This is a genomic window from Streptacidiphilus jiangxiensis, from assembly GCF_900109465.1.
Taxonomy (GTDB): domain Bacteria; phylum Actinomycetota; class Actinomycetes; order Streptomycetales; family Streptomycetaceae; genus Streptacidiphilus; species Streptacidiphilus jiangxiensis.
Genome location: NZ_FOAZ01000030.1, coordinates 37,710 through 50,139, shown reverse-complemented (window position 1 = coordinate 50,139; position 12,430 = coordinate 37,710). Strand labels below are relative to the sequence as shown.

Below are 12,430 nucleotides of genomic sequence, written 5' to 3'. Positions count from 1 at the left end.
ACGCCTGGAAGGATAGGCGGCATGCGCATCACCGTACTGGCCGGAGGCATCGGCGGAGCCCGCTTTCTGCGCGGGCTCAAGGCGGCGGTCGGCCCCGCCGACGAGATCACCGTCATCGGGAACACGGGCGACGACATCCACCTGTTCGGGCTGAAGGTCTGCCCCGACCTGGACACGGTGATGTACACGCTCGGCGGCGGCATCCACGAGGAGCAGGGCTGGGGCCGCGCGGAGGAGACCTGGTCGGTCAAGGAGGAGCTCGCCGCCTACGGCGTCGGCCCGTCCTGGTTCGGACTGGGCGACCGGGACTTCGCCACCCACATCGTCCGCACCCAGATGCTCGGCGCCGGCTACCCGCTGAGTGCCGTCACCGAGGCGCTGTGCGACCGCTGGCAGCCGGGCGTCCGGCTGCTGCCGATGACCGACGACCGCGTGGAGACCCACGTGGTCATCGAGGACCCCGAGCAGGGCGGCAAGCGCCGCGCGGTCCACTTCCAGGAGTACTGGGTCAAGTTGCACGCCGCCGTCCCCGCCGAGGCGATCCTGCCGGTCGGCGCCGAGACGGCCAAGCCCGCGCCCGGTGTGGTCGAGGCCGTCGCCGAGGCGGACGTGATCCTCTTCCCGCCGTCCAACCCGATCGTCTCCATCGGCACCATCCTCGCCGTCCCCGGTGTGCGCGAGGCCCTGGTCGCCGCCCAGGCGCCGATCGTCGGCCTCTCCCCCATCGTCGGCGGCGCGCCGGTGCGCGGCATGGCCGACAAGGTGCTGGAGGCCGTCGGCGTGGAGAGCAGCGCGGCGGCCGTGGCCAAGCACTACGGCTCCGACCTGCTCGACGGCTGGCTCGTCCACACCGGCGACGAGGCCTCGGTCGCCGAGGTCGAGGCGGCCGGCATCATCTGCCGTGCGGTGCCGCTGCTGATGACCGACGTCGACACCACGGCCGCGATGGCCCGTCAGGCCCTGGAACTGGCCGAGCAGGTGCGCGGGTGACCGCCGACGCGCAGCCCGCCGATCGGGTCGATCGGGTCGAGCTCCTCGCGGTGCCCGGCCTGCCCGAGATCGCCGCCGGTGACGACATCGCCGCGCTGCTCGTCGCCACGGAGGGCTTCGCCCTGCGCGACGGCGACCTCGTCGTGGTCACCTCGAAGATCGTCAGCAAGGCGGAGGGCCGGATCGTCGAGGCCACGGACCGCGAGGCGGCGATCGACGCGGAGGCCGTCCGCGTCGTCGCCCGGCGCGGCCGGACCCGGATCGTGGAGAACCGCCAGGGCCTGGTCATGGCCGCGGCCGGCGTCGACGCGTCGAACACCCCGCCCGGCACGGTGCTGCTGCTGCCGGAGGATCCGGACGCCTCCGCGCGGGCGCTGCGCAAGCGCCTCCACGAACTGACCGGCGCCCAGGTGGGTGTGCTGATCACCGACACCTTCGGCCGCCCCTGGCGCAACGGCCTCACCGACGTGGCGATCGGCGCCGCCGGCGTCGCGGTCCTGGAGGACCACCGCGGCCGCGCCGACAACCACGGCAACGAGCTCTCGCTGACCGTCACCGCGACCGCGGACGAGCTCGCCGCGGCGGCGGACCTGGTCAAGGGCAAGACCTCCGGCCGCCCGGTCGCGATCGTCCGCGGCCTGGCCCACGTGGTGACCGAGGACGACGGCGACGGCATCCGCCCGCTGATCCGCCCCGGCGAGGACGACCTCTTCCGCCTGGGCACCTCCGAGGCGGTCCGCGAGGCCGTGCACGGCCGACGCACGGTCCGTGCCTTCACCGACGAACCGGTCGACGCCGGCGCGGTCCGCCGCGCCGTCGCGGCCGCGATCACGGCTCCCGCCCCGCACCACACGACGCCGTGGCGCTTCGTCCTGGTCGAGACGGAGGCCATGCGCGTCCGCCTGCTCGACGCGATGCTCGCGGCCTGGAACCGCGACCTGGTCGACCTCGACGGCTGGGACCCTGAGCGCGTCGCCCGCCGCGTCCGTCGCGGCGACGTGCTGCGCAACGCGCCGTACCTGGTCGTGCCGTGCCTGGTCATGGACGGCGCCCACGACTACCCCGACGCGCGCCGTGCGGCGGCGGAGCGGGAGATGTTCGTGGTGGCGATGGGCGCGGCGGTGGAGAACCTGCTGGTCACCCTGGCGGGTGAGGGTCTGGGCTCGGCGTGGGTCTCCTCGACGATGTTCTGCCGCGACACGGTCCGTGAGGTGCTGGAACTCCCCGCGGAGTGGGATCCCATGGGCGCCGTCGCCGTCGGCCGCCCTGCCGCTCCCGCGCCTGCGCGCGACCCACGAGACCCGGAGCACTTTCTGACGGTGAGGTAGCTGCATCACCCTCAGGGGGGCGGGGAACTGTGCGAGAAACCACCCTGTGCGGATGGCCCTGCGCGTTCGGGGACTCACCACACACGGTGGCTTGTCGCGCAGTTCCCCGCGCCCCCCGACAGTGCAACGTCCTGCGGGAGCCTCACCGAGCTACATGTCGCGGAAATCGTGCGGGGCGTACCTCGGGGCACGCCGTGGCGCGGCGACGTGCAGTGTGTGGAGCAGGCGGCAGACGCGGTAGCGGTGGGGCCGGTACGGCTCGAGGAGCTCCAGCATCACCGCGTCGTCGCTGCGTTCCCGTCCGGCGAGGGCCCAACCGACCGTGTTCGGCAGGTGCAGGTCCCCGACGGACACGGCGTCCGCGTCGCCGTTGCTGCGCTGGAGCGTCTCCGCCGCCGTCCAGACGCCGATGCCGGGGACGGACGTCAGCCGGGCGACGGCGTCGGCCGGGGACATCACCGACGCCTCCTCCAGCCGCGGAGCGAGCCTCGCCGCCCGCACGACCGTGGCGGCGCGCTTGCCGTCGACGCGGGCGCGGTGCCAGGCCCAGGAGGGGATCATCGCCCAGTCGCGCGCCGCGGGCGGCGCGTACATGAACGGCGGGACCGCGGACCCGCCCGGCGCCGGCTCGCCGTACTGCCGCAGCAGCATCCGCCACGCCTCGTAGGCCTCACCGGTGGTGACCTTCTGTTCCAGGATCGCGGGGACCAGGGACTCCATGACCAGCCCGGTGCGCCCGATCCGCAGACCGGGGTGGCGGGCGTGCGCGTCGCGCAGCAGGCGTTGGCCGCGCGGGTCGAAGGAGGACGGGTCGTCGTCCGCGCCGAGCCAGCGCGGGACCGCGTCCAGCAGCCAGGACGCGCCCGCGCCCCAGGCCGTCGCCTCGACGGCCCCTTCCGCGGGGCGGGTGCGCAGCCGGAGCGTGCCGACGCCGGCAGGGGTGCGGGAGACGCGCCACAGCGCGCCGTCGCGGGTGCGCCGGTAGGCGGGGTCGAGGGGGCCGCGCCGCAGGAATCCGAAGGTCATCGCGAGGTCGAGTGGGCCGTCCGGCTTCCAGACGCGCACCGCGCCCTGTGCCGGTGCGGGCGTTCCCGCGGTCGCGTCAGTCCCACTTCTCACTTGAGCCAGGTTACCGGCACGCAAAGTTAGCGGTGGGGGCCTGGTCCCTTCGCCCGGCGCACGCCGTAGGCTGGGCACCACCATGAGCCAGACACCCCTCAGCGGCGCAGAGTCCCCCGCCGATCTGCTGCGCTCCCTTCTCGAAGCCGATCCGGCGCGGCCTCTCATCACCTTCTACGACGACGCGACGGGCGAGCGGGTCGAGCTCTCCGTCAAGACGTTCGACAACTGGGTGGCCAAGACCGCGAACCTGCTGCAGGACGAGCTGTTGGCCGCCCCGGACGACAGATGCGCGCTGCTGCTGCCCGCGCACTGGCAGAGCGCGATCTGGCTCTTCGCCTGTTGGTCGGTGGGCGTGCTGGCCTGTCCGGGCGGCGACCCGGCCAAGGCGCAGCTGGTCGTCAGCGGACCGGACAGCCTGGAGGAGGCGCTGGACTGCGACGGCGAGCGGGTGGCGCTGGCGCTGCGTCCGCTCGGCGGGCGGTTCCCGCAGCTGCCGGACGGCTTCGTGGACTACGCGGTCGAGGTGCCGGCCCAGGGGGACCGGTTCGTGCCGTACGCGCCCGTCGACCCCGCGCGGCCGGCCCTGGAGATCGACGGCGAGCAGCTCAGCGGCTCGCACGTGGTCGCGCTGGCGGCCGAGCACGCGCGGCAGTTGGGGCTCGGCGAGGAGGACCGGGTGCTGTCCACGCTCAGCTACGGCGACTGGGACGGCCTGGCCGGCGGGCTGCTCGCGCCGCTGGTGGTCGGCGGCAGCGTGGTGCTGTGCCGCCACAGCGAGTCGCTCGCTCCCGAGACCCTGGCCCGGCGCATCGCGGACGAACGCGTCACCCGTCAGCTGGACTAGCACCCGCCTGTTGGACCAGCACCCGTCAGCCGGTCCGATCACCCGGACCCGTCCCCCGGACGGGTCACTCCACCTGTGATCGCCACCCACCCCGGACATGATCGATGGACGGCAGCAGCACGCTGCCGTCCATCGTCGTCTACCCGACCGGGGGTCTCGTGGGCAGCAGCGGCAGACGGCGTCGAGTCGTGTTCTGGCTCTCCCTCGGGCTCGGGGTGCTGCTGCTCCTGGCCGTGGGCACGGTGTGGATCGGCTACACCAAGCTGAACGGCAACATCCACGCCGACACGACGACCGACAGGCTGCTCGGGCCGAGCTCCTCCCGTCCCACGGAGGTCAACGGCGAGAACATCCTGGTCATCGGCTCCGACTCGCGGGCAGGCGCCAACGCCGCGTACGGCACCACCATCGGGGCGCGCTCGGACACCACGATCCTGCTGCACATCGGCCGTGACCGACGCCGGGCCGTGGCCGTCAGCCTGCCACGCGACGCGATGGTCGACGTGCCCGCGTGCGAGCTGCCGAGCGGCAAGGTCACCGCGCCGTACCAGGGCATGTTCAACTCGGCGTACGAGCAGGGCGGCACGGCCTGCACGATCCGCACCGTCGAGAAGCTCACGGACATCCGGATCGACCACTTCGTGGTGGTCGACTTCACCGGGTTCAAGAAGATGGTCGACGCGGTGGGCGGGGTGGAGGTCTGCCTGTCCCAGCCGGTCGTCGACAAGGACGCCGCGCTGGACCTGCCGGCGGGCCGGCAGACCCTCGACGGCGAGCAGGCGCTCGGCTACGTGCGGGTGCGCTACGCGCTGGGCGACGGCAGCGACACCCAGCGGATGGGCCGTCAGCAGGACTTCCTCTCCTCCCTGGTCGCGAAGATCGACAGCTCGGGCGTCCTGCTCAACCCGACGCGCCTGTACCCGCTCCTGGACGCGGCGACCTCGTCGCTGACGGTCGATCCGGGGCTGGACTCGCTGAGCAAGCTCTACGACCTGGCGTCGAGCCTGTCGCACCTGCCGGCCAGTCAGGTGAGCTTCCTGACCGCGCCCCGGGAGCCGTACGTCCTCGACCGCAACCGCGACCAGTTCAAGCAGCCGGACGCGGCGGAGCTGTTCCGGCAACTGCGCAACGACCAGCCCGTGACGGTCTCCCCCGGTCCGACCGGGACGGCGGCAGCGGCGTCACCCGGAACGGTGAATACGGGCGTCGGCTCCACGACCCGACTCCCGTTCGCCCTGCCGGTCGCCGTCGCCGCGGCCGCGGCGGATCCGACCCCCGCGCCGACGTACACCGGCCGCTCCGCGGCCCAGGACGTCTGCGCCACTCCCTGATGCCCCTGAACCCGGCGGGAGCCGGCGCCCTGACCGACCCCTGAACCGACCTGTGAACGGACGCGCCCCTGCCGGAATCGCTCAGCCGCGCCCGCTACGCTGACGCCGCAACGACGGGAAGCTGCGGGAACGGAACGGGAGCGGTACGTGGGCACGCGTGGCAAGGGCGGCGGCAGGCGACGGGTCGACACCCCGGACGCCGGAGCCCCCATGGCTTCCCGCGAGGGGTCGGGCACCGGCTCCCGCGCCGCGTCGCGCAACGGCTCGCGCTCGGCCTCACGCGCCCGGGCCAAGGGGCGCGGGCGGGCACGCGGCGGTACGCGCAGCGGCCCCTGGCTGGCCGCCGTGGCCGGCTTCGTGGCGATCGCGGCCGTCGGCGGCTACCTGGCGCTGCACGGCGGCGGTGCCCCGAGCGCCGCTGCTCAGGACGCAGCCGACTCCTCGGCCTCGGCCGCACCGCCCTCGATCTCGGCCTCTGCGGCGCCGGCCTGCGCGCCGGAGCCCGCCGACACCGCCTTCGCCACCTCGGGGGCCAAGGCACTGCCGCTGGACACCCGGGTGACGGTGCTGAACGGCAGTGGAACCTTCGGGCAGGCGGAGGCGGTGCTGAACTGGATGCAGAACACCGAGAAGTTCCTGCGCACCAGCAACGGCGGCCCGGCCTCGCACCAGGCGACCACCACGCTCGTCTACGCGCCGAACCACGCCGACCAGGCCCGCACGCTGGTCGCGGCCCTCGGCCTGCCCGCCTCCGCCCTGCACGGGAACGGGACCGCGCGCGGCGCGCGTGACCCGATGGTGCTGACGCTCGGAACCGACTTCCGAGGCGTCGGCAAATCTTTCTCCCACTGCTAGGAACCGTTTGCCGGGCCGTCGCGTCCATGCGCCCCGGGAGGTTCCTGCGAATGGTGAACCGAGTGGAATTCCTTGCACACGGTGTGTGACGGAGCGCACCGGAACTAGGCATTTCTCTTGTTCTGTTCCCACCCTCCTGCTCGTGAACTGCAGACCACGAATGGTTAAAGTCTTGCGGATACAGCACGCGGGGGCAGGGCTGTGGAACGCACACCGCCGAGGGGGGAACCGACCCTTGAACAATGAACGACAAGTCGCCCGCGCGCCGATTACGGACACCCCGGACGAAATAGAGAATTCCGACGCGGAGTTCTTTTCCGGTAATTCCGGTCCGAGCGGGGAGGGGACCCGCCGGGCTCGGCGGAACGGGCACCGGAAGAAGGCCGGACGCAGAAAACGCGTCCTCAAGTGGACGGCCGTCGCAGCCTCCACGACGGTGCTGCTCTCCGCGGCGGGCATCTACGTCTACGTGAAGGTGCTGGACAGCAACATCCACTCGGAGGCGCTGCACTCGGGCGCCGGCCCCGCCCCCTCGACCGTGGCCGAGAAGTCGGTGGGTGGCAGCGCGCCCATCAACGTCCTGGTCATCGGATCGGACTCACGCAACAGCTCCTCGGACCTGAGCCTCGGCGGCTCGCAGGACTCGGTCGGCGGCGCGGGCCACGCGGACGTCGAGATGCTGGTCCACATCTCCGCGGACCGCACCAACGCCTCGATCACCAGCATGCCGCGCGACACCTGGGTCCAGCCGTACGCCTGCAAGGGCATGCCGACCGGGCACCGGAAGATCACCGAGACCCTCGCCTACGGGCCGGGCTGTGTCGTGGACACATGGGAGAGTCTGAGTCACATCCAGATCGACCATTTCGTCATGCTCGACTTCTCCGGCGTGGTGAAGATGGCGGACGCGGTCGGCGGGGTGCAGGTGTGCACGAAGCAGAACGTCGCCGACTACAAGATCACCTATGACAACACCGGCGAACACGAGGAAGGCTCCGACCTCGTCCTGCCGGCCGGCACGCACACGATCTACGGCGTCCAGGCGCTGGAGTGGCTGCGCACCCGCCACGCCTGGGAGGACGGCACCGACATCGGCCGCACCCACGCGCAGCACCTCTACCTGAACTCCATGATCCGCAAGATGAAGTCGGCCAACACGCTGCTCGACCCGCTCAAGGTCAACTCCCTCGCCCAGGCAGCCACCTCCGCGATGACCGTGGACCCGAGCCTGAAGAGCATCGAGGCGATGACCTCACTCGCGCTGGAGTTCAACAAGGTGCCGGCCAGCCGGGTCACCACGGTGACGATCCCGTTCGACCACCTGACCTACCCGGGCCAGAGCGACCCGAACAACTGGGTGCCGGCGCTCAACGCGGACAGCGACAAGATCTTCTCGATGATCGCCAACGACATCCCGCTCGACAAGGGCGGCGCGTCCTCGGCGCCGAGCAGCAGCCCCTCCCCGTCCGCGACGCCCCGCGCGAGCAGCGCGCCGGTGGACAAGGCGGCCGTGCAGATCTCGGTCGAGAACGCGAGCGTCGACGGCCGCGGCAAGGCGATGACCGACCACCTGGTCGCGGCGGGCTTCACCAAGGCCGTCCGCGACACGCAGACCGTCACCGGCGGTACGCAGCTCAGCTACCCGGCCGCCGACCAGGCGCAGGCGCAGGCCGTCGCCGCCGAGCTGGGCCTGACGCCGTCCGTGCTCAAGGCGGACCCGTCCGTCACGCACCTGGTGCTGCGGGTCGGCAGCGAGTGGCCGACCGGTTTCGACTACCGCGACACCCTGCCCAAGCAAGGGGCCGTGCCGACGAGCGCCGTCACCCAGAACGCGGCGGCGGACGCCGGCCAGTGCATGGACGTCTACGCGCCCTACGTGTGGAAGGGCACGACGCCGCCGAACGTCCCGCAGCCGCCCGACTACAAGCCCTACACGACGCCGTGATGCACGCCCGCCGCTGAGCCGCGCGGCGTCCCGGCCGGGTCACTCCGGCCGGGCCACCGCGACGGGCCACTCCGGGCCGGTCACTCGCGGCGAGTCACTCGGAGCAGGTCACTCCGGGCGGGGCGCGGTGCTCGCGATCACCTTGCGGGCCAGGGACCGCGGGCTGGTCAGGAAGCCCCAGCCCCAGGACATGTGCATGGTGGCCAGCGCCACCGGCAGCTGGAGGCGCGCGGAGGCCGACAGGCCCTTGCCCTCCTTGGCCGAGCCGAGCAGGATCGCCGCCGCGTAACCGCCCGGGACGACCAGGGCGACGGGCGTCAGCGCCACCCCCGCGACCAGCCCGGCCACGCAGCCCACCAGGGCCGCCGGCGGGGCGAGGTAGCGCAGGTTGACCGAGCCGCGGTGGTAGCGGGTGACCACGCGGCGCCAGCGGCCGTAGTCCTTGTACTGCTTGGCGAGCGCGCGGACGTCGGGGCGCGGGCGGTAGGTGACCTTGAGGTCCGGGGTGAACCAGATCAGGCCGCCGTCCTGGCGGATGCGGTAGTTCAGCTCCCAGTCCTGGGCGCGGATGAACTCCTCGTTGTAACCGCCCTGCCGCTCCAGCACCTCGCGGCGGAAGACACCGAGGTAGACGGTGTCGGCGGGGGCGGCCTCGCCGCCGGTGTGGAACGCGGCGTTGCCGACGCCGATCCGGGAGGTCATCGCGGCGGCGACGGCCTTCTCCCACTCCGTCTCGCCCTCGGCGGCCATGATGCCGCCGACGTTGGCCGCGTCCTTCTCGTCGAGCAGGCGGACGGCGGTGGCGATGTAGCCGGGGGTGAGCAGCCCGTGGCCGTCGACGCGCACCACGATCGGGAAGCGCGAGCCCTTGATCGCCGCGTTCAGCGCGGCAGGCGTGCGGCCGGTCGGATTGGGGACGGTGTGCACCTCACGCGTGCTCCCGGCGGTCTCGGCGACCAACTGGGCGGCGATCTCGTCGGTCCGGTCCTTGGACGGGCCGAGGGCGATGACGACCTCGATCGCGCCGTCGTACTCCTGCTCGAGGATGCGCTCGACGGCGGTGCGCAGGTGCCGCTCCTCATCAAGGACCGGCATGATGACGGAGACGGCGGGGAGGGGCGTGGCGACCATAATCCCGCCACGGTACAGCGAGGCGCGGCTCCGGTTCCAACGGCCCCTTCACAGGTGTGCGGGGACGGTGCCCTTATCGCATCAGGATTGCTACAGCTTTCCGTTTTGCGTCGTTCGTCCTACCAACGTCGCCGATGAGCAGGCATGCTCACAGTCATGAGCGATACGTCCCAGTGGGGCGGAGGGGAGCCGCCCCTGCCGCCCGAGCTGAACCCGCGCAACGGCACGTCCGGAGCGAAGCGCCCCCGCCGAACGTCCGGGACGGCCACAGGCGCCCCCGCCGGGCCCACCCTCGGCAGCCGCAACGGCAACGGCAACGGGCAGCGGAAGTGGTCGCGCAAGCGCAAGATCAGGCTGACCGCGACCGTCCTGGTCGTCGGCCTGCTCGCGGTCGGCGGCGGCAGCTACGCCTGGGCGAGCAGCAAGCTCAACAAGACCAACGTGCTGGCCGACTACGCCGGCCGCCCGCCGGTGGGCAAGGGCACCAACTGGCTGATCCTCGGCTCCGACAGCCGCCAGGGACTCTCCACGACGGACCAGCAGCGCCTGCACACCGGTTACGACACCGGCGCGCGCACCGACTCGATGATGGTGCTGCACATCGGCTCCAACGGGGACACCCTGATGAGCATCCCGCGCGACTCCTACGTGACCATCCCCGCCTGGACGGACAGCAAGGGCGTCCAGCACCACGAGTCCCGCCACAAGATCAACGCCGCCTTCGCGATGGGCGACGGCCCGCTGCTGGTCAAGACGGTCGAGTACAACACCGGCATCCACATCGACCACTACGCCGAGATCGGCTTCTCCGGCTTCGTCAACGTCGTGGACGACCTCGGCGGCGTGGACATGTGCCTGGACCACGCCATCGTCGACAAGGACTCCGGCGCCAACCTCAAGGCCGGCTGCCAGACCCTGAACGGCACCCAGGCTCTCGCCTTCGTCCGCGAGCGCCACCAGGAGGCCACCCAGGACATCGCCCGCATGCAGCACCAGCAGCAGTTCCTGAACGCGCTCGCCCACAAGGCGACCTCGATGGGGACGATCCTCAACCCGTTCACGCTCTACCCGACGCTGGACAGCGGGCTGTCCATGCTGCAGGTCGACAACAACACCGGGCTCACCGACCTCGCGTCGATGTTCCTCGCGATGAAGGACCTCAAGAGCGGCAACGGCAAGACCATGACCGTGCCGATCGCGGACGCGAACTACCAGACCCCGGCCGACGGGGTGGCGCTGAAGTGGAACATGTCCGAGGCCCAGCAGGTCTTCGACGCGTTCAAGAACGACACCAAGGTGCCGTCGTTCTCGAACTAGGCCGGCCGGTCGCCGGGCTCCGGCGACTCGGGCTCGGGCTCGGGCTCGGGCTCCTGGCTCAGGCTCGGGCTCCTGCGGCTCAGGCTCCGGCGGCCGTGACGATGGCGTCGGTCACGAAGCCGGCCACCACGCCCGCGAAGATGCCCCAGGTGACGAGCTCCTTCATGGCCGACTTGCGGGCCACCGACAGGAGCTCGATCACCACGTAGAGGATCGAGCCGGCGGCCAGGGTCAGGAAGCCGATCGACAGGAAGTCGTTGGTCACCGACTGCCCGACCAGGGTGCCGACGAAGGTCGGGCCGCCGCCGATCAGCCCGAGCAGGCCGAGGCGCCCCCAGGACGGGCGGGTCCCCTCGGCCGCGAGCGGCGCGACGATGCCGAAGCCCTCGGTGGCGTTGTGCAGGCCGAAGCCGATGATCAGCAGGACGGCCAACTGCAGCTGGCCGGAGGCCGCGCTGTTGCCGATGGCGAGGCCCTCGGCGAAGTTGTGCAGGCCGATGCCGATCGCGATCATCAGCGCGAGGGTGTCGAACCGCGACCGCCCGCCGGTCCCGGCCTCCCCTGCGGCGGCGGCCTTGCGGGCCATCAGCCGGTCGAAGTAGACCAGGCCCAGCAGCCCGAGGCCGAAGCAGCCGAAGAACATCAGGGCGTGGCCGCCGGCGTAGCCGTAGCGGTGGTTGGACAGGGCCTCGTCGATCGGGTCCCAGGCGTGCGTGAGCACGTCCCACAGCAGGAAGACCAGGATGCCGATCGCCAGGGCGTTCAGCAGCACCCGCGTCCGCGGCAGGGGCGCGCGGAGACGGCCGATCGGCAGGCCCAGGTAGATGGTGAACCCGGCGATGGCGCCCAGCAGCGCGATCTCGGACGACGACATGACGACGGGTGCCTCTCTACGACACGAAGGCTTGCGGCGAGTTAGGTTAGCCTAAGCAATTCTCCGTGCGGTAGTCGGCCTCCTCGTCCCGCTATGCGAACCGGTCGAGCTCCGGCGCCGAGACGTGCAGCACCTCGTAGCGGTCGCCCTCCTCGACGGGCTCCGCGCCCGCCCGCCAGAGTGTGAGGCGGACCGTCTGCCAGGCGTGCGGGTCGACGGCCAGCACGGCCGTGTGGACGTCCGAGTGGGCGGCCAGCTCCCGCAGGTCTGCCGTCTCACGCTCCATCAACTGCGACAGCCCCAGCCCGTCCTGGTCCGGCTCGGGTGGGAGCAGGGCGAGCCGCCGGGTGGCGGCGCCGACCTCCTCGCCGCGGGCCGGACCCGCGAACACGGCCGCCCCCAACCACTGCCGGACCGGCACCCGCCCGAAGCTGCGGACGATGTTCTGGAAACCGCCGCCGCGCAGCAGGAAGTCGGCCGCACCCGCCGCGTCGCGCCAGACGTAGAACGGCGCGTACTCGTTGACCGGCGAGCCGGCCACCCCGCGCGCACGCATCAGATAGGCCTTGAAGCCGAGCCCGGCCCGGTCGTCCAGCATCGAGGACGCGGCCGCGACCCGCTTGCGGATGATCTCCATGTCGTAGTCGGCCGGCAGGGCGATCGGGTACTGCATCGCGTACATGAAATCCCCCG

General features: G+C 71.9%; 11 protein-coding genes. 7 read left to right on the top strand and 4 right to left on the bottom strand.

The annotated features are described in order from the left end of the window. The first annotated feature begins 21 nt into the window (after positions 1-21). A complete protein-coding gene (gene cofD / locus BMY61_RS37790) occupies positions 22-990 on the top strand; it encodes a 2-phospho-L-lactate transferase (RefSeq protein ID WP_042456615.1) in 969 nt (322 codons plus the stop codon). Beyond that, positions 987-2,318: a coenzyme F420-0:L-glutamate ligase gene (locus tag BMY61_RS37785; protein ID WP_042456618.1), complete on the top strand. Its 1,332-nt coding sequence runs from the start codon at positions 987-989 to the stop codon at positions 2,316-2,318. The genes cofD and BMY61_RS37785 overlap by 4 nt, the downstream gene beginning before the upstream one ends. Before the next feature lie 150 nt (positions 2,319-2,468). On the opposite strand, the gene BMY61_RS37780 is transcribed toward BMY61_RS37785, so the two are convergent. Beyond that, the gene (locus BMY61_RS37780) at positions 2,469-3,521 is read right to left on the bottom strand and encodes a DNA-3-methyladenine glycosylase family protein (protein WP_425314733.1); all 1,053 of its coding nucleotides are present in this window, start codon (positions 3,519-3,521) and stop codon (positions 2,469-2,471) included. Between BMY61_RS37780 and BMY61_RS37775 the strand changes: the two genes are divergently transcribed. The 4 genes from BMY61_RS37775 (at position 3,520) to BMY61_RS37760 (ending at position 8,415) form a co-directional block, all read left to right on the top strand. Continuing rightward, positions 3,520-4,284 carry a TIGR03089 family protein gene (locus BMY61_RS37775; protein ID WP_042456621.1) on the top strand — a complete coding sequence of 255 codons (765 nt, stop codon included), beginning with the start codon at positions 3,520-3,522 and terminating at the stop codon, positions 4,282-4,284. The genes BMY61_RS37780 and BMY61_RS37775 overlap by 2 nt on opposite strands. A gap of 104 nt (positions 4,285-4,388) precedes the next feature. Beyond that, the gene (locus BMY61_RS37770; protein ID WP_042456624.1) at positions 4,389-5,615 is read left to right on the top strand and encodes an LCP family protein; all 1,227 of its coding nucleotides are present in this window, start codon (positions 4,389-4,391) and stop codon (positions 5,613-5,615) included. A gap of 210 nt (positions 5,616-5,825) precedes the next feature. Next, complete coding sequence (locus BMY61_RS37765) at positions 5,826-6,470, top strand: LytR C-terminal domain-containing protein (RefSeq protein WP_052439292.1); 645 nt, start codon at positions 5,826-5,828, stop codon at positions 6,468-6,470. 436 nt (positions 6,471-6,906) lie between these two features. Beyond that, complete coding sequence (locus tag BMY61_RS37760) at positions 6,907-8,415, top strand: LCP family protein (RefSeq protein WP_042456627.1); 1,509 nt, start codon at positions 6,907-6,909, stop codon at positions 8,413-8,415. A gap of 108 nt (positions 8,416-8,523) precedes the next feature. On the opposite strand, the gene BMY61_RS37755 is transcribed toward BMY61_RS37760, so the two are convergent. After that, positions 8,524-9,546, bottom strand: coding sequence for a glycosyltransferase family 2 protein (locus BMY61_RS37755; RefSeq protein WP_042456630.1), 1,023 nt, complete (start codon positions 9,544-9,546; stop codon positions 8,524-8,526). Positions 9,547-9,702: 156 nt separating this feature from the next. Here BMY61_RS37755 and BMY61_RS37750 point away from each other — a divergent pair, with 156 nt between their 5' ends. Beyond that, complete coding sequence (locus BMY61_RS37750; RefSeq protein ID WP_075004220.1) at positions 9,703-10,863, top strand: LCP family protein; 1,161 nt, start codon at positions 9,703-9,705, stop codon at positions 10,861-10,863. A 79-nt stretch (positions 10,864-10,942) separates the two neighbouring features. Here BMY61_RS37750 and BMY61_RS37745 read toward each other — a convergent pair whose 3' ends face one another. Next, entirely contained in the window at positions 10,943-11,737 is a 795-nt protein-coding gene (locus BMY61_RS37745) for a ZIP family metal transporter (protein WP_042456635.1), read from the bottom strand. A gap of 91 nt (positions 11,738-11,828) precedes the next feature. Further along, positions 11,829-12,419: a DUF4865 family protein gene (locus BMY61_RS37740; protein ID WP_042456637.1), complete on the bottom strand. Its 591-nt coding sequence runs from the start codon at positions 12,417-12,419 to the stop codon at positions 11,829-11,831. Positions 12,420-12,430: the final 11 nt, after the last annotated feature.